The organism is Pseudacidovorax intermedius (assembly GCF_003350475.1).
Classification (GTDB): domain Bacteria; phylum Pseudomonadota; class Gammaproteobacteria; order Burkholderiales; family Burkholderiaceae_C; genus Xenophilus; species Xenophilus intermedius.
Genome location: NZ_QQAV01000008.1, coordinates 1 through 16,315 on the forward strand (window position 1 = coordinate 1; position 16,315 = coordinate 16,315).

17 protein-coding genes are annotated in these 16,315 nt (G+C 57.6%); 16 read left to right on the forward strand and 1 reads right to left on the reverse strand.

Features of this window, described 5'->3' with window-relative positions:
- From DFR41_RS27755 to DFR41_RS18480, 15 genes are all read left to right on the forward strand, one after another.
- On the forward strand, positions 1-215 hold a 215-nt coding region (locus DFR41_RS27755; protein WP_170159417.1), incomplete at its 5' end, for a hypothetical protein.
- Positions 216-588: 373 nt separating this feature from the next.
- Complete coding sequence (locus DFR41_RS18445; protein ID WP_114803814.1) at positions 589-1,383, forward strand: type II secretion system protein; 795 nt, start codon at positions 589-591, stop codon at positions 1,381-1,383.
- Positions 1,384-1,567: 184 nt separating this feature from the next.
- Positions 1,568-1,915 (forward strand): hypothetical protein, encoded by a 348-nt coding sequence (locus DFR41_RS18450; RefSeq protein WP_170159418.1) that lies wholly within the window; start codon positions 1,568-1,570, stop codon positions 1,913-1,915.
- Between the two features lie 71 nt (positions 1,916-1,986).
- Positions 1,987-3,342: a hypothetical protein gene (locus DFR41_RS27410; RefSeq protein WP_147284379.1), complete on the forward strand. Its 1,356-nt coding sequence runs from the start codon at positions 1,987-1,989 to the stop codon at positions 3,340-3,342.
- The gene (locus DFR41_RS27415) at positions 3,339-3,902 is read left to right on the forward strand and encodes a hypothetical protein (RefSeq protein WP_147284380.1); all 564 of its coding nucleotides are present in this window, start codon (positions 3,339-3,341) and stop codon (positions 3,900-3,902) included. Before DFR41_RS27410 ends, DFR41_RS27415 begins: the two co-directional genes overlap by 4 nt.
- A complete protein-coding gene (locus DFR41_RS27420) occupies positions 3,899-4,564 on the forward strand; it encodes a hypothetical protein (protein ID WP_147284381.1) in 666 nt (221 codons plus the stop codon). Before DFR41_RS27415 ends, DFR41_RS27420 begins: the two co-directional genes overlap by 4 nt.
- The gene (locus DFR41_RS27425) at positions 4,561-5,253 is read left to right on the forward strand and encodes a type II secretion system protein (RefSeq protein WP_147284382.1); all 693 of its coding nucleotides are present in this window, start codon (positions 4,561-4,563) and stop codon (positions 5,251-5,253) included. The genes DFR41_RS27420 and DFR41_RS27425 overlap by 4 nt, the downstream gene beginning before the upstream one ends.
- Entirely contained in the window at positions 5,250-6,896 is a 1,647-nt protein-coding gene (locus DFR41_RS18455) for a hypothetical protein (RefSeq protein ID WP_114803816.1), read from the forward strand. Before DFR41_RS27425 ends, DFR41_RS18455 begins: the two co-directional genes overlap by 4 nt.
- Complete coding sequence (locus tag DFR41_RS27430; RefSeq protein ID WP_147284383.1) at positions 6,893-7,513, forward strand: tetratricopeptide repeat protein; 621 nt, start codon at positions 6,893-6,895, stop codon at positions 7,511-7,513. The genes DFR41_RS18455 and DFR41_RS27430 overlap by 4 nt, the downstream gene beginning before the upstream one ends.
- Positions 7,514-7,531: 18 nt before the next feature.
- Positions 7,532-9,196 carry a GspE/PulE family protein gene (locus DFR41_RS18460; RefSeq protein ID WP_244917796.1) on the forward strand — a complete coding sequence of 555 codons (1,665 nt, stop codon included), beginning with the start codon at positions 7,532-7,534 and terminating at the stop codon, positions 9,194-9,196.
- Positions 9,193-10,446, forward strand: coding sequence for a type II secretion system F family protein (locus DFR41_RS18465; protein ID WP_147284384.1), 1,254 nt, complete (start codon positions 9,193-9,195; stop codon positions 10,444-10,446). Before DFR41_RS18460 ends, DFR41_RS18465 begins: the two co-directional genes overlap by 4 nt.
- Before the next feature lie 5 nt (positions 10,447-10,451).
- Positions 10,452-11,642 (forward strand): hypothetical protein, encoded by a 1,191-nt coding sequence (locus DFR41_RS27435; protein WP_211322624.1) that lies wholly within the window; start codon positions 10,452-10,454, stop codon positions 11,640-11,642.
- A gap of 74 nt (positions 11,643-11,716) precedes the next feature.
- Positions 11,717-12,718, forward strand: a complete 1,002-nt coding sequence (locus tag DFR41_RS27440; protein ID WP_147284386.1) for a hypothetical protein — start codon at positions 11,717-11,719, stop codon at positions 12,716-12,718.
- Positions 12,715-13,854 carry a type II secretion system protein gene (locus tag DFR41_RS18475; protein WP_114803819.1) on the forward strand — a complete coding sequence of 380 codons (1,140 nt, stop codon included), beginning with the start codon at positions 12,715-12,717 and terminating at the stop codon, positions 13,852-13,854. Before DFR41_RS27440 ends, DFR41_RS18475 begins: the two co-directional genes overlap by 4 nt.
- Before the next feature lie 2 nt (positions 13,855-13,856).
- Positions 13,857-14,558: a type II secretion system protein gene (locus DFR41_RS18480; protein WP_114803820.1), complete on the forward strand. Its 702-nt coding sequence runs from the start codon at positions 13,857-13,859 to the stop codon at positions 14,556-14,558.
- A gap of 479 nt (positions 14,559-15,037) precedes the next feature.
- On the opposite strand, the gene DFR41_RS27445 is transcribed toward DFR41_RS18480, so the two are convergent.
- On the reverse strand, positions 15,038-15,415 hold the full coding sequence (locus DFR41_RS27445) for a hypothetical protein (protein WP_147284387.1): 378 nt from the start codon (positions 15,413-15,415) through the stop codon (positions 15,038-15,040).
- A 154-nt stretch (positions 15,416-15,569) separates the two neighbouring features.
- On the opposite strand from DFR41_RS27445, the gene DFR41_RS18485 reads away from it, so the two are divergent.
- Positions 15,570-16,280 carry a type II secretion system protein gene (locus DFR41_RS18485; protein WP_114803821.1) on the forward strand — a complete coding sequence of 237 codons (711 nt, stop codon included), beginning with the start codon at positions 15,570-15,572 and terminating at the stop codon, positions 16,278-16,280.
- The last annotated feature ends 35 nt before the right edge of the window (positions 16,281-16,315 follow it).

The following is a 16,315-nucleotide window of genomic DNA, read 5'->3' on the forward strand; positions in this document are numbered from 1 at the left end:
CGTACACGAGCTTCGTGAGTGCGCAGGCGGGCACGACGCCCGTGCAGCTGGGCACGTGCACGAAGGTGACGCCGGCGAATGCGGCACCGGCTGCGGCCGTGGGCTGCGCCACGGTGCAGGCCATCGGCGGTACGGGGGCGGTGAGCTGGAGCTTCACCGGCTCGCTGCCCGGTGGGGCTTCGGGGGAGGTGCTGATGCGGGTCTCCGTGGATTGATTGCGGCTGGCGCGATGCCGTTGAGGGATCTCTGCCACCCCTCCAACCGTCGTTCGAGGCACCCCTGTAATAAAACAATTTCGATATTGTGAATTTCAGTCAACAAAAGCTTTGACTGGCTCTCCTGAAAAAGGGATTAAGGATTCACAATTTCTTCTTGCAAGTACCGATAAAAAATTAAAAAAATAACTAAATGAAAATTTTTGCCAGAGTTAGGGCTTTCGTAGTACGATTTGCGTGACTTTTTCCGCAGCATTAAAACCTTCGTTCGCCTAAACTACGCCCACTCCATTCGATGCCGCGGGATCGGCAGAATGAAGCCAGAGGGTCGCTCGTATGTGCGGCTCAAGTCTTCCAAATTCAGGGAACATCGATGAAATCCAGAAATTCCTATCCCGCTTCGAAGCGGGGCCAACAGGGCTTTACCCTCGTGGAAATGGCAGTGGTGCTGATCGTCATTGGCATGATCATCTCGGCAGTGATGATCGGTCGCGACGTGCAGCGCAATGCGGAATATGTGCGCGTGAGACAGGTATTTCTCAATCAATGGGCTGAGGCGTATAACGCCTACTATCAGCGATTTGGAGTTTCTGTGGGCGACGACCCCGCAATGCCCCGAAAAATGATCAACGGCCGAAACTTCACCGGCAGCAATGGCGTTATCTCCGGCGGCAACATGAGCAATGTGACGCCACCGCCGGCCGTCTGCAGCAATGGTGCAGGCGCAAACATGGCCCGCGCTGCTCAGGCCGGCATGGATCTGATTACGCTGATGCGTGAGGCGGGCATCGAACTTCCGCCTGGTCGTGGCGCGGGTCGTGAAGACCGCTATGCATATCAGGACAGCAATGGCAACCCGCAGGAAATCCAAGTTTGCTTCCAGTGGAATACGCCTGGCACCCCTTCGGGCTCGGGTAACGTGATGGTGATCACCGGCCTTACGCCAGATCTGGCTCGTTCTCTGTCGTCCGGCCTGAAGGGGACGGCGGACGCCAATACCGGCGTGTTCCGGCAAGAGGGTGTTGCGCACGGCAATATGTCCGGTGGTGTCACTGCTGGCACCCTCGATTGGTCGGTCAATAACACGGCGGCAATCACTGGAACTACGGCTCAAACGGGTGAAGATCAGGTTGCAACAGTCGTTGCTCACTACAAGATGAATCAATAATCCGGCCGCCTCGTCTTCGACTTTCATCATGACTATTGATGTTTCTGAATTGCCGAGGGCGAGGCGCGTTGGGAGTGGCTCGTCTGTACCCTTGCGGCTTGCAGGATCTGCATGTCTGGCGTTGTTCATCTCCACGGCCATTCTCTGGTACTCCATTGACGTGTGGAGCAAGGCGCGGTCCAGCGTGGAATTCCAGCAAACTCGTCTCAAGCAGGCGTCCGCGCGCGATCAACTGTCGATCCAGCAAGTCGAAATGGCTCAGTTCGCTGCCCAATTTGTAGAGGCTGCAAAGGAAAAAGGGCTGATGGCGGGGCAGTGGGTAGGTCGTGGCGTCGATATCCGGGAGCCTAAGGCCAAACGAAGGGCAGCTGTGGACATCTTGTCTCAGGCACAGTCGTTTCGAGGCCAGGTTTTCAGTGCCGAGGAGTTCGATATTGCAGCGACCGACGCAACTGCTGGATTGTTTGGCGACGTAACGCAAGACTTCCAGGTCGTTCTCAAAGGCCGCTCCATGTTCAGGGTTGCAAAATGAGAAGCCCTTCCCGCCTTGCCTGTCTCAGAGGCGCGACTTGCGAGGTCTATCAGCAAGAAGGCGTCAAACAGATGCCCAGCGAATTCGACGTTCAAGAGGATCTGCTTCTGATCGTCGATATTGAAGAATCGATCACGCAAACAGTCCGACTGGGCGGTGATCCAAAGCATGCAGCGGCCCTTGCTGGGCGCCATGTTCGGCAACAGGGGCTGACCGATGGCGAGCCCAGCGTCGTTGTGCATACTTCGTTTCGACGTGGAGGAGAGTACGAACTTCTCTTCTCTGCTTACCCAGCGACGCGGTGGCGTGCCGTTCAGGTTTGGGCTTCGGCTCAATCCCATTCGGTGGCTGTCGTGCCGATCATGTCGCTCTTGTGGCGTTTCTTGGGGCAGGGCAAGGCTCTTATCTATCGAAGCGGAAGCCGCTTCACTTTTCTCGCCAATCTCGGTGGATCGCCGGTTCAATTCAGCACGCAGGCATTCAGTGAAGATGCTTCGGATCTTTCTGCAATGGCCGGCGTTCTTGCAGAGGGAATTCGCGCGCAACTGGCTCAGTCTCCAGCAGGGGCCGACGCGATCAGTACGCTTGGCACCATTTCGTGGGTCTGCAGACTTGTCGAGGCGCCTGATCGAGAGGCAATAGATAAGGAGATAATTGCCAAGATAGCCGCGTCTCTGAAAACTGGCATTGTGCCGATCGTGCACGAACCGCTTGCGGGTGGTTCAGCGGGCTGGATGTCGGGCCTAGCTGCGCTGAGACGCGTCTATCGTCCTTCTCTAGCCGTTTGTGCGCCGGCTGATCGAGCGGCATTGACAGCGCTCAGTCAATTGAGGTCTGCGGCTTGGGTTTCGCTGGCGATTGCCGCCCTCTCCGCCGCGGGTGCTGCAGGATTCGCGTTATCGACTTCCTCCCTACGTACGGCAGCTCAACAAACCGAAAAAGAAGCTGATCGTATAGAAGAGAACATACGGCAGCGCGCAAGCGCAGCGACATTGCCGCCCGCATTTGAGGAGACGCGAGCACTGGTAGAACGGCTATCCACATTCACCAGTTCACCGGACCTGACCCAAATATTAGGGGCACTGGCTGCTGCAGGTGGATCGGGTGTGCGTGTACTGCGGGTATATACGGTCCAGGCAGAAAAGACGCCTGCACGCACTGTCGGCGCCGCGAGTACCGGGTCGGGCACGCAGAACTCCACCTCTGGCCAAGGGCCACGCATTCAGATCGATGCGACTGTGGATGTTTCTGCCAATCGTGCAGAAGCTGATGCCTTGTCCGATTTTGTCGCATTGTTGAGAAAGCAGGGATTCTCTGTTGCTGAAGTAGAGGGCCAGGCACGAGGAAGTCTCGCAAATGGTAGGACGGTTTTCTCCTATCAGATCAGGTCGACCAGAAGCAATCCGCAGGGTCAGGTGCAGCGATGAAGGCTAAATGGATACCGCTGTGCTACACGGCAATCATGGCCGCTGGCGCAATGGCTGCAATCGGCGCAGCTCTGTCTGCTGTGACCCATATTCACTTCTCGTCTTCCTCCGGGAAAGCCATTTCAGGAAAAAATACGCAACGGACTGATTCGGGGGGGGGAACTCAGCCTGGTTCAATGCTTACGCCACAGGTGCGACAGGAACTATTCCGGACACTCAACGATGTCTCAGCGCTCGACGGCATTGAGCCACTCAGTGTGAGTAGCTATCCGATCAATCAGATGTCATCGGCCGAGCGCGCAAATGAAAACCCCCAGCCTCAAGAGCCCGCTGCTCACAAGATCAGTGTTGTATTGATCTCCGAAGGCGGGGGCGCGGCCGCTGTAATTGACGAGCGAATTCAGCACGAGGGCGATGTCCTGTCTGACGGGAGTCGTGTGCACCTCATTCGGAACGGAACGGTGGTCATCCAAGAGGCCAGCGGCCGTATGACCAACTATTCGGTTCCTCAAAGCCTCGCTCCATCCAAGCCCGCTCAAGCCGAAAAGGAAAAGCCATGAAGTGCCATATGTTCGACGGTGCGCCTAGCCTGATCTCTGTTTGTCTTGCCGTTTCCTTGCTATGTGCGTGCTCTCCCCAAGAAGGTGCTGGCGCCTCCGCAACAACGGAGAGCAATGCCTCGCCCGCGGCCGTTGAGCCGGCGCCGCGGCCAGCCTCGGCTGCCGACCCTGTGAAATCCCCCGCCGAGGGTCGAACACTCGCCGCGCCGTGGGAGAGGAGCGACGCGGCGGGCGCAACAAAGAATGCTGCTTCGCAGGGGCCCGGTAACGTTCCGCCGGCGGCGAGTGCCGCGGACTCAGAACGCATGCGGCGGCTGGAGCAAATTTCCGCGAAGTTGCAAACGATGCGAGCAAATAACAAACCAGATCCGGTCGAAGTCGAAAAGGCGATTGCGGAGTTGGAGAGTGTCTATGGCTCCAGTGTTGTGGGGGGGATTGACCTCAAGGCCGTCCGATCGAACTTGCGCGGTGTATCCAGAATGCAAGAGCTGCAGAAGGAAATCGAGCAACTGCGCGCTGCGCCAGCGGAAACGAAAGAGGCAAAAGAAGCAAATAAGGCAAAACTGGCAGAAAAATACAAGGAGATTCAATCCGTGGTGGGCAGGATGCAGACTCCCACCGCTAGTACGGGTGAGCGAACGAAGTCTGCGGGGGCGCAATGACCGAAAAATTGTCGAGTGCCCGAAAATTTAGCAGGAGCCCATCTGCGGCTAACGCAAATCGGCAGATCGGAATATCGCTTCTCGAACTGGCAATAGTTCTGGTGATCGGCGCTATTTTGACGGCGGGCGGCATGGATTGGGCGCTCTCTGTGCACAGCAGCGGATCATCCGTTGGTGCTCAGTCCACGTCGGATGCTGCGCGCGCTGCCCTGGTTTCATTTGCCCGAACGAACCATAGGCTTCCGTGCCCCGACGTGATTGGTGATGGACATGAAGGCGATTGCACCGACGTCAACATGCGTGTCGGCTGGCTGCCGGTGGTTGCGCTGGGAATGAGCGATCGAAATGCAGCAGCCGACACGCTGCGCCGCCCCCGCTACGCGGTCTATAGAACCGCAGGGAGCGACTTGGTGAGGCCTGCAAATGCGCAGGCCGATACACCGTCACAAGCACTCTACTTTTCGTTGACCGCGGCCGCATCGGCATCGGCAGACCCTTCACAACCGGTCATTGCACGTAGCGAAGCGGAGTGTTCTTCCGAGGGCGCCAACGTTGCCTTTGCGGTGCAGGTGCCGTTTGAGTCGACTGATTGGCGGCCCGCCGAGGCAAACACGCTTTGCTTTGTTTCTTCCAGACCTACGGCCAGTGAAACGGCAGCAAGGTTGCTTGCAGAGGTAACACGTTCATGATTGATCTTAAATATCGATTGCCGCAGGTTGCAGCCGGATGTGCGATTTCGGTGCTCCTCGCCGGATGCGTGTCTCCACGGGCTGCTTTCAAAGGCGATGAAGAGGCGCCAGGTACCGATCGCAGCATGATGGCCTCAGCGGCGGTTCAGGCTGCCCAAGCGGCCGGTGATGTGGTGTCTCCCTCCGAAGCAATGCGTGCGGGTCTGGAACGCAGTCAAGTCGCGCGCCCACAGCTGCCTTTGGCAATTATTGCCGAACGTGATCCCTTGGAAGAAAAAATTCTGAGCTTCGACATGTACGAAGCGAAGGCCGATCAATTCCTGTGGGCCATCGCCAAGGACCTGGGCTTCAATTTGATTGTCGAGCCCAAGGTTTTGAAGTCGGAGAGCAGGGCGAGCCTTTTCTTGAGCAAGGTTTCTGCTCGAGAAGCAATAGGTGCAGTGACACAGCTGTTCGACTTGAGTGCCACCCGTTCAGGCAACACGATCAGTGTCGCGTCACTGGAGCAGAAGGTCTTTCCCGTGGACTTGCTGTCCAGCAGTGTGAAATTGAATGTGGACTCTGGCGGCGACGTTCTTGGAGGCACCGGCGGCGACAAGGGACTGCAAGGTTCGGTCAAATTCGGCGGTGAAGTCGGGCAGAAGAGCGATCCGTTCGATTCCATCCTGAAATCGGTGGAGACCATCGTCAAGGATCCTGAGGGAACAAAAGTTGAGGATGAGTCGTTGAAGCCGGTGGTTGCGCTGGACCGGCGAAGCCAGACGCTTTTTGTACGAGCCAAGCCTTCTCGGGTGCGACAGGTGTCGGATTTTCTTGCACAGGCGCGCGCCGTGCGAGGGCGCCAACTGCAGCTCGATATGCAGATCATCGATGTCGCGCTCAGCGAATCGCACAAGTTGGGCATCGATTGGCAGCTGCTTGGTAATCGTGCAAGTGCGGTGGGCGGCAGCACGATCGGGACGCTGTCGCAGGCAACTTGGGCAATACCGGGGAACGGCCTTTCAGTTAACCCGCGCTCGTTGGTGATTTCCGAGCAGACGGTAGGGGGCACGACGGGGGGCGCTGGTATTGCCCTGTCTTCGAACAGGGTGTCGGCCGTGGTCAACGCGCTTCGTACCTTTGGCAATGTGAAGTTGATCTCCAATCCGACTTTGCGAGCCCGCAGTGGTGAGCCCGCATTTGTGAGCGTGGGCACCACATATCGCTATATCTCCAAGGTGACCGCCACGACCACGGTCGTCCAGGGCGTCAGCCAAACTTCCTACAACTCCGAGACGAACTCGCTCTTTTCCGGATTGATGGTCGGTCTGACACCCGCAATTCGCGAGGACGGCTCCATCGAACTGTTCGTCCATCCCAATCAGTCCATCGTTCGCGCCGGTACGCTCAACTTGGTCCAACTTGGAAGTGGTAATGCGGTGACTCTTCCTGTTGTGGACTCGAAAGCGGTTGCGACGACGCTGTCCCTGCGGAGTGGCGACTTGGTGGTACTGGGAGGTCTTGCCGATCAGTCTTCGAATGTCAACAACGCAGGCGTACCGGGACTGAGCGACGTTCCGGCGATCGGTCCTGCTTTGGACACAAATTCCAATGCGCAGACGAGCCGCGAATTGGTGATTCTCCTGAAAGCGACATTGCTATGAAAAACAAAGTTCGCCCCTGGTGCTCGGTGTCGCGACTCAGCGTTGCTGCGCCGGTGGCTGCTCTGCTCACACTGTCTGCGTGCATTGCGTCTGCCGCCGATTTGGCCCCGGCGGCGGCGGCTTCGCCGGACGAGGTGATGCCTGCACCCGTTCGAAAGACAGTTAGCCCAGCGAAGTCAGCGCCTGATCGTGCGGTCTTAGAGCGGCAGGAGATGGTTGCACGAGAAGCCGAAATATCGCGTCTCATGGACTTTTTTTCACAAGCTCAACGGCGCGGTGATGTGGCAGAGGCGTCGTCGGCCGTGAGTCTTCTTAGTTCGCTTCTTCCGCCAGATAGCGTCGCTTTATCCAGGAGAGCCGCTTGGGTGGAACAGATGCGTGGTAACGCCGATGGATCGCGTAGGTTGTTAGGTCGCATTCTTAACAAACTGCCTGACGATTTAAACGCCACCATGAATCTTGCGCTTCTGGATGCGCGAGAGGGTAAGGTTCAAGACGCAGTGGCGCGGCTGAGGAAGCTGAAGCTTATTCATCCAGAAGCAACCGAAGTCGACACGTTGCTCTCAGAGATCGAGGGGCGGTCGATTTTTGTAGCTCGGCCACCACTCAATAACTGATTTCCGGATTGCTCTGGTATGGAATACTCGGTAGACCGGCTCAGTGGGCTTATGGCCCTCAAGCTGCAGGAAAGGGAAATACTTTCGCGCGCTGAGGCAAGCTATGCGCAGCAGAAGCAGCGCGTGGAAGTCAAACCGTTGTGGCGCGTCCTTATCGACAATGGATTGGTGCGCGAGCGAATCGTCTGTGCGCTGCTTGGCGAACTGCTTGAAATCGAGTTCGCTGATCTTGACCAGGTCAGCCGCCCAGGAGCAGATATTCTTTCTTTGTTCAACCGTGAACTGTGCCAGAAATCCGAGTTCCTGCCTTTGCGACGAGACAGCGAGCATCTACTGGTTCTGTTGGGAGACGCCAATCCTACAGAGGTCCAGCAGCTGGTATTGCGTCGATGCGGCTTGCGCAGTCGCTTTGTGCTGGGCGAGTTTTCTCGTGTGCGCACGCTGATAAGGCACAGTTTCTTCTTTGCCCAGAATCCTATCGTCGACCTGATTGAGGCAGAAATCCGGAATCTGGCCGGCGACAAGGATGGAAATCGTAGTCCGGCCGCATTTCTTCAGCATCTTCTGCATCTCGCAGTGCAGGAGCGTGCTACCGACATTCATATCGCACCCGCCGCGTCAAGCATTCACGTGCTACTGCGTGTGGATGGCGTTCTTCGCCCCGCATTTGCGCTGCCGCTGGAGCTCACCCGAATCGGCAGCTACATCAAGTTGATCGCTGAGATTGATATCTCAGAAAAGCGAAAGCCGCAGGACGGAAGTTTTCATACACGGATTCTTGACGTTCCTCACACGGTAAGACTTTCCACCATCGTTACCGATATTGGTGAGCGAATGGTGATGCGACTGCTCCCGGAAAGCCACGATCTGAAGGGACTGCGCGAGATCGGCTATTACGAAGAAGATACCTTGTTGCTGGAGCAGGGCCTGCGACGGCCCTCTGGCCTTGTTGTCATAACAGGTCCGACCGGCTCGGGCAAAAGTAGTACGCTGCACGCCGCGTTGCGTATGCAGAATCTGATCGAACGCAACGTGTTAACGGTCGAGGATCCTGTGGAATACAGGGTTCCTGGTGCCGGTCAGACGGAAGTCAATCGAAAGACCGGCTACGATTTTCAGTCGGCGTTGCGGCATTTCCTCAGGCACGACCCCGACGTCATTCTGGTCGGCGAAATGCGTGATTCGGAGACGGCGGTCGCAGCGCTGGATGCTGCGACAACTGGGCACTTGGTGCTCTCGACTCTGCACGTCAATTCTGTGTTTGGCGCGGTGCCTCGTCTTCAACTATTGGGTGGGCAGGCATCGATCGTGGCTGAGAATCTTCTGCTAGTCGTCCACCAACGGCTGGCGCGCAAGAACTGTTCAGAATGCGCGGAATCGGTCGAGCTGACGGAACGAGAGTGCCGCTGGCTCGGCCGACCCCTCGGCTCCAAGGGGATGCGGGGTAAGGGATGTCCCAACTGCCGGGGCACTGGCTATTACGGTCGTGTACCCGTCTATGAGGTATTGGCCATCAACGACGAACTTGCCGATCTCATCGCGGGCGATGCCCGCCGTGCCGAACTGAGAAGGGCCGCTGAGCGCAGCGGCTTTCGGGACATAGAGAGTTGCGCTAAACGGCGCGTCGTCGACGGGGCGACCACGTGCGACGAGATCGTGCGCTGCCTCGGGGTTGGGCCGTGACTTGGTATTTCTACCGCGTTGTCGATGCCGTGGGCGCTGTGCATTCAGGCCTGCGGGATTTCGACGTGGGTGATCCCCACACTGCACGAGAACTGCTCGAGCACGAGCATGAGGGGGGCGCTGTACTCTCTGTGCGCCAGATTCCTTTGCCGCTCGTCCAGGCGGCCCGTTCGGCACGTGGTCTTTCTGGGCGCAAGCTCAGAGATGCCGACATGGTGGTGCTATTGCGGGATCTCGCCGTGCTGGCCAAAGCCGGCGTGCCGATCATCGATGCGGTACGGACACTTGCTGATGACGCTGAGTCTGTGGGGCCTGCGGTCGCCAGCGTGGCGCGGCGAATTCTTGACGATCTTCGCGCAGGTGTAACCTTGGGTGAGGCATTTGATCGGCAACCCAGTGTGTTTCCCGAGGCCGTGCGCAATCTGACCCGCTTGGGCGATGAAACCGGAACAATGGATCGCATGCTTCACGAGGCCGCCGATCACATCGAGCGGGTCATGACATTGAAAGCCGATTCGAAACAGGCGCTCATCTACCCGACGTTCGTATTCACCGCAATTTTCGGCGCGGCCGCGCTCTGGCTTTATTATGTCGTCCCCAATCTGGGATCGCTGTTCAAACAATTCAATATCAAGCTCCCACCGCTGACCATAGCGGTGGTCGCCACGTCGGACTGGGTAAGGCAAAACGGCTTTCTCGTGTTGGCGTTGATGATCGGGGCACTTCTTTCGGCTGTCTTTGGTTGGTACGGGAGCTACAAATTCAGACTCGGGGTTTATCGCGTCTTGCACGCCATGCCCGTTGCTAAGCGTCTGATGCTCGCCAGTGCGATGGCCTTTTTTTCCGAATATTTTTCGCTGTTGCTCAGAGCGGGCGTGGATGTCGTTCGAAGTCTTACGGTTCTCGAGGGAATCACGAGGGATTTGCATTACAAAGATAAGCTAGCAACAGTGCGGATGTATGTGGAGCGGGGCGACCGAATTTCGTCCGCAATGCGCCGAGTCGGCGGATTTCCCCCGATGATGCTGCGCATCATCGGGGTGGGCGAAGAATCGGGGACGCTCAGTGAACAGTTGATCTACATCGCCGGTGAGTACAGAAAACGGCTCAGTCGTGTCGTGGCAACTCTGTCGGAAATTCTGAAGCCGCTGGTGATTTTTGTTGCAGGTGCCTTGCTGGCGGTATTCGTTGCTGCTTTGGTGCTGCCCGTCTATGACCTGATTGGTCAGACAATGTCTGTGCGTCGGTGATCTGTATGCCTCATATCTCCCTGAAGGGACGTCAACGGCCGCGCGCAGTCGCTTGGGGACGCCACAAGCAGTCCGGCTTTTCTCTAGTGGTCGCCGCGGCACTTGCTGCGTTGATGGCGATCGTGACCTTGGCCGTATATCAACGTGTGCAGGTCAATCAGCTGGCGGCGGATCGTCTTTCCCAGGACCTCTTGCTTGACAAGGCTGATGCAGCTGTCCGTGCGTTTGTCGCCATCAGAGGGCGACTTCCCTGTCCTGCCCAGGTCTTCGGTGGGACCGAGCAATGTGACGGCACACTGTCCAAAGGATGGTTTCCTGCCGAAGTGGCGGCCGCACTGGCGCCAACAGGCACCGCAGAACGTCTCAGGGGCCTGCGATATTTTGCGGATCAACGGCTGTCGGTGATCAGCGACAACTTTCCCAAAGAACCCCATGACCCTCAAATCGTCAACGGTCATGACTTTTGTAGGGAGCTGGCGCTACTGAGCCCTTTGGGAGGTGATCCTGATGGCGGGCTGCCAGGTCTCGTGCGTTCCAGGCAGCCGGTCGCCTACAGTTTTTCGTCGGCTGGCCCTTCTGGTTTTACGGGCCGTAATTCAAGCGCGACCGGATCGTTCGAGAGTGAAGACAGGGAGCAGAATGCGATCTACAGGGAGCGCGTTCGAGAGGTGACCGTTCGCGCACTTGCGCGGGAGGCCAATTGCGCATCGATCATCGGATCTTTGAACATGTTGACGGTCGCTGCGAGCTGGCATGCCGCGATGCCTGGAATACGTTCGAAGCTCGCATTTGACTATAAGACGTACATTATCTGGCCGATGGCCAATGCGTTGGTGACCTGGACGTTTATGGCCATTGATGAGGCCGCCGTCTATGCCGGCGACATTGCTTTCCTTATTACAGGCATGCATGAGCTCGAGTCGGAGTGCGAGGCAGAATGCACCGGCGGATATTTGGCAGCTTGCATCGCGGCAGGGGTCCATGCGGCCCAAGCCATCATTGTTGGCACGCAGGGCCTCGCGGTGGCTGTGGATGCCGCTGCGCTTATGACTAGGTCCATTACAGCAGCCATTGAGCTTTCGAGAGCAAGAGATTTCTACGCCGGTTACGACCTTGTTCCGATTTGGGATGGGCAGGATGGAGTGCTCAAGAGCGTCGATGCACTCGGGCCGCTGGTGTGGAGGGAGGGTCCTTGAAGAATTTTCGTCTGAATTTCGCTGGTCGGCGGTGCCGGCGCCCCTCACGCGAGAGCGGTATCGGTCTGATCGAGATGATCATCGTCGTCACGATGGCGGGTATGGCATTGCTCATCGCAGTGCAGCTCGTGCGGATCATTTCTGGAACCACGTCAAAACGGGATGACATCGGACTGCAGGATGCTTACGAAGCCCTGGTCGGCTATGCCGGTGCGCATGCAATGCTGCCGGCGTCAGACAGCGGGTGGCTGCCGCGCTCGTTGACCGGCAATGCCCGGGGCAACCGGCTTCGATATCACGTCGCGTCGGCGGTGACGCAGGTGCCGTCTGTGGTCTTCAGTCCATCCTCTAATCTTGCCATCAACTCCCCCGGACTCAATTTCTGCCTTTCCTTGGCACAGATCGGCCCCGGTGCACAGATACAAGTTGGCAGCAATGGAACCGGTGTGCCGGCCCTTGCTGTATTGGAGTACTCCTCTTCTGGCGCAACCGCTGACAGCGCATCGGGTGTGGCTTTGCCTGGCTCAGCCGACGCTGCAATGCAGAGCGTTCAGGGGCGCGTCGCTCGCGCGATTTCGTCGCCCGAACTCTTCTCGGCGCTGGATTGCGGCGAGCGCCTCTCGCGTGCGGCTGCTGCAGCGCGGTATGTTGACATTTCAACAGATTTGCTGGCATTGGCGAAGTTGAATACTCAACATTGGAAGAACGCGATACAGAATGGATACGCCGGGCAAGCCAACGCGGCGGTCAGTGTCTCGAGACTGAATTCTTGGGAGGCGCTGATCATTGCAGATATGGTAATTCTGCAAATTATGCATGTGGGCAGGATGCCGTGGACTATTCCCGCAGAGTTCGCTTATATGGGGGTCGTGGCTGGCTATACATCGACTTTGATCCAAATTCGCGCTCAGCGTGACGTCGTAAATAGCACCATTGACGATTGGATCAACAGAGATCTCCCCGCGCTCGAAATAGAGGCGGCGCGTGCCGCGGCGACCGAGAATTCTTATGCTGCCGCGCTGGACGATTCAAGGAACGAGCTGCTTCGCTTCGCAAGTCTGGGACTTAGCCAATGACTCCACAACGCTCCAGGTACAGCCAGTTTGGCATCTCCATGCTGGAGATGGTTCTGGCCCTGATGATTCTGGGTGTTCTCACCGTCGCCGCTTTCACGCTAGAGCGCGGTACTGTGACGGAAAATCGTAGGAGCGCCGAGTGGGAGATGTCTGGCCGTGCAGACCGCGCCATACGTGCCTTTTTGGCGCGCAATTCACGACTGCCTTGCCCGGCGGTGGACAGCCTGGGGCGAGAGTCCTGTGGCGAAGGGATGAGCCAGCGCGTAGGCTTCGTGCCGTGGATCACGATCGGGCTGCCAGATGCCGGGGCGGGCAATTTGCGATACGTCGTCGGCCGAGATGATTTGGCAAGCCGGGCGCCGGGCCTGGGCGTGATCAGTCTCGATTTCAAGGATGGGATCAGTGTGGTCGGATTCGACATCGATTCTACAGACCGTGCCGTGCATTGGTGCCATGTGTTGGGCAGGGCCATGAGAGCGTCCCTTGCCGGTGAAACCTCAAGCGCATATCAGGTGTTCAGCCCTACTGTCGAAGCGACTGTTGATCAAAAAGCCACCGCCCTTGATGCGATGGGTATTGGCGTGATTCGCCTGCAATCGGAACTATGGCGCGAGCTGAACTGCGGTGGACTTGTTGCCGGTTCTGGGCGTGCGTATATGAACACTGCGCTCGCGGCCCGGATGATGAAACTTGCTGCCGAGGAGCTGTATCAACTCGACGGCATGACCTTGGAGTCCGCCAAATTCTTGATTGACTATGCCAAGGTCGATTTGTACACCGAGTACGTGCGGCTAGGCGCAAGATCGGCCAATGCCGCTGCCACCTGTGCCAATGCGGTCAGTCTTGTGGCCCAGGCGGGTTTGGCTTTGGGTGCATCCCTCGCCACCGTCTGGGCACCCGGAGCCTCTTTGGCTTGTGTAGCCGGCGGGGCAGACATCGCGGTTCATACGCTGATGCTGGAAAATAAGATGAAAGAGTTGGACGGCCTAACGGCAGCGTTTGAATCCGCGGCATCCGCGGGCTATGAGGCTCAAAAAGAGGAGGTGAGGCAGCTCACCGAATTGGCTACGGCGATCGAAGACCGTGCCTTCTCATCGATTGCGGCAGGAATGAATATTGGCTCTATGGGAAATTGATAATGACTGAAAAAAAATTGCTGAGTGCTTCTGCCGTCCGTCGCCATGAGTCGGGGTTCACTTTGGTGGAACTGTCCGTCGTTCTTATTGTGATTGCCGTGCTCATGGGTGCGACCATGGCGGGAATGAATGTCTACCGGCAAGCGGCGGTCCAGCGCATGTATAGCGATTTTGTGCTGGGTTGGCGTTCGAGTTATCTCGCGTTCGTGTCGAGCAGCTTCGGCGTTCAGCCGGGTGACTCCACCACTGCGCCGACGTACGCCGTAGGTGGAGGCCTGAACAGACCCCTTTGCGGAGACGCGTTGATTGGCGCGATGTTGAGTCGTGGCATTGAATTGCCCGTTGGGCGCAGTCGGGAGACGCCCGACCGTTACGTTTATACCGACAAGAGCGGGGCTCCTCACGAAATTCAGATTTGTTTCGAGACAGTTTCCTGGACTTTACCCGGTACAACGGCCGCGGTACCTCAGAATGTTCCGCGGCATGTATTACGTATCACCGGTCTGACCCCTTCGGTGGCGAATACCTTCGACTCAATGACCGATGGGCGTGTGCACGCTTCTGATGGAGACTTCCGGCAGCAGGGCTTTGAGGCGTCGATGTTCTCGGCGATCAACTGGTCTGCCGACGAACGAGCCTCGATGAACAATGCCGAAGAAGGTGAAGCGGTGGAATTGGCGGCATATCTTCTTGTCGGCCGCTGAATCGCAGCTAGCTCACGTTTTAGCACGGCTGATGTAATTGCTGTCCGAGTGCGGTTTCGGACACGGATTGGGGGCGTCTGGGAGCTGATGTGAGCAGTTGAGTAATCGGTCGCGGGGGGGCGGTAGCCGTGTGCTTAATCTTGACTGTCTCCATGACCTGAATTTGCAATTTTGGCCGCCGCGGTGGTGTAACAGTTTTCGTTGCGCAGGACGACGTCGTAATGTGGCAGGCAGGATCGATATGTGTGTCTTGCCTAGATTTGCAGAAATGATTTTCCTGTAGAGGCTGATTGCTTGGGCTCAGAACTGCGGCGGTCCATATTCGTCCGCTTGAAAGGTCGGAGCAAAAGGTCACTGGCCGCCGAGATTGTGCAGTTGGCGTCAAAATGAGAATTGGCAGGTATTGCCAAATAGAGCACATAAGGGGCGGGGGTACGGGTAAACATCTATCCGATTTGGCGATATAGCCCGCTACGCTGTCAGCATCGGTTGTGGTTGGCGGTTTGGATCGATATTTTAAGGATGCGGTTCGTTCTACGTTGCCGTTGTCGCTTGCTCGAAAGACCTTGGTTGAAGGCAAGGTCAATTGTTTCGATCTCGGAATCTGCTGCATGCACCTGTTTTTGCTCTTCGTACAAGCTGACCGACTCTGATTGCCTGTCGTCCAGCGAATGATACTGGTTTGACCGGCCACGCGAGTTTTTTCGTGCGATGGGATCGATCGACCAAGCGTCATCCCAGGTTCTCTGTCCGGGGTCGGTGATGACCATCCCCTGATGGGTTGGTGATTTTTGATCGCGAGTTGCAATGCCCGCAAGCATCTGCGTGGCCGAGCACTGTTGCTGCTGAAGCTTCATTGGAGGCCGGGCGGCCATCGAAGAGGAGACATTCCAATGGAGAGCTCGGGGGTGGGGATGGCGTTATACGAGTCGACATCGAGTTCCAAGCTTTGGCGCTCGGCATATCGTCTTTTTTTGACGAGGGTCGTGGAGCTGTCGAAGGAGGTCACTGATGCCGCGGCGGGTCGTACTTGGTGATGCCTGGCGCGCAAAGCGTGCCTTCGGCAGCCTTTTTCCCGCGACGCGGATGCGCAGCCGCAGCGGTGGCTTCACGTTGGTGGAACTTGCGGTCGTGCTGGTGATAAGCGCGACCCTCATGCTCGCCGGTCTCCGGCTTCTGCAGTTGACGAGTGCGTCGGGCCAGGTGGAGGCCGCTCAGGCGGAGGCCAAGGCTGGGCACGACGCTGTCGTGGCGTTTGCTCTTGCAAACCGGCGCCTGCCTTGTCCCGATCTGACGGGTAATGGGTTAGAGGGCGATTGCGGCAATGGCGCGCGGGAGGGATGGTTGCCAGTTGTCTCATTGGAGATGTCGGACCGCTCGGGTACCGCGATGCTGGAGATGCGTCCCCGCTACGCGGTGTTCCGATCGGCCGCGGCTGACTTGGTCAGACCGGATGCAGCAGCGGCTGCGGACGCCGAGCAGGCCTTCGTGCGCGCGCTTAAGGTTGTGGCTTTGCAGCCCTTCGATGCTTCGCAGCCGTACACGGCACTCACCCCGGACGCTTGCGCGCGGGGACAGGCGAATGCCGCCTTTGCGCTAAGAGTACCTCTGGATTCCGAAAACCGTGACCTCACTCACGGGACGATGTGCTTTCCGCTAACGGATTCGATTTCCAGCGAACCCGCGGCTGGTCTTTTGGCTATTTTTTCAAAGAAGGGATGAGATGCGAATGCAGTTCCGGCCTCCTGACGTCGTAG

Bases quoted from the DNA above. Each gene is read 5' to 3' on its own strand.
- DFR41_RS18475 (WP_114803819.1), top strand. From the start codon at position 12,715: ATGACTCCACAACGCTCCAGGTACAGCCAGTTTGGCATCTCCATGCTG.
- DFR41_RS27415 (WP_147284380.1), top strand. From the start codon at position 3,339: ATGAAGGCTAAATGGATACCGCTGTGCTACACGGCAATCATGGCCGCT.
- DFR41_RS18460 (WP_244917796.1), top strand. From the start codon at position 7,532: ATGGAATACTCGGTAGACCGGCTCAGTGGGCTTATGGCCCTCAAGCTG.
- DFR41_RS27440 (WP_147284386.1), top strand. From the start codon at position 11,717: ATGATCATCGTCGTCACGATGGCGGGTATGGCATTGCTCATCGCAGTG.
- DFR41_RS18485 (WP_114803821.1), top strand. From the start codon at position 15,570: ATGCCGCGGCGGGTCGTACTTGGTGATGCCTGGCGCGCAAAGCGTGCC.
- DFR41_RS18445 (WP_114803814.1), top strand. From the start codon at position 589: ATGAAATCCAGAAATTCCTATCCCGCTTCGAAGCGGGGCCAACAGGGC.
- DFR41_RS18480 (WP_114803820.1), top strand. From the start codon at position 13,857: ATGACTGAAAAAAAATTGCTGAGTGCTTCTGCCGTCCGTCGCCATGAG.
- DFR41_RS27420 (WP_147284381.1), top strand. From the start codon at position 3,899: ATGAAGTGCCATATGTTCGACGGTGCGCCTAGCCTGATCTCTGTTTGT.
- DFR41_RS27410 (WP_147284379.1), top strand. From the start codon at position 1,987: ATGCCCAGCGAATTCGACGTTCAAGAGGATCTGCTTCTGATCGTCGAT.
- DFR41_RS27430 (WP_147284383.1), top strand. From the start codon at position 6,893: ATGAAAAACAAAGTTCGCCCCTGGTGCTCGGTGTCGCGACTCAGCGTT.
- DFR41_RS18455 (WP_114803816.1), top strand. From the start codon at position 5,250: ATGATTGATCTTAAATATCGATTGCCGCAGGTTGCAGCCGGATGTGCG.
- DFR41_RS27435 (WP_211322624.1), top strand. From the start codon at position 10,452: ATGCCTCATATCTCCCTGAAGGGACGTCAACGGCCGCGCGCAGTCGCT.
- DFR41_RS27445 (WP_147284387.1), bottom strand. From the start codon at position 15,415: ATGAAGCTTCAGCAGCAACAGTGCTCGGCCACGCAGATGCTTGCGGGC.
- DFR41_RS27425 (WP_147284382.1), top strand. From the start codon at position 4,561: ATGACCGAAAAATTGTCGAGTGCCCGAAAATTTAGCAGGAGCCCATCT.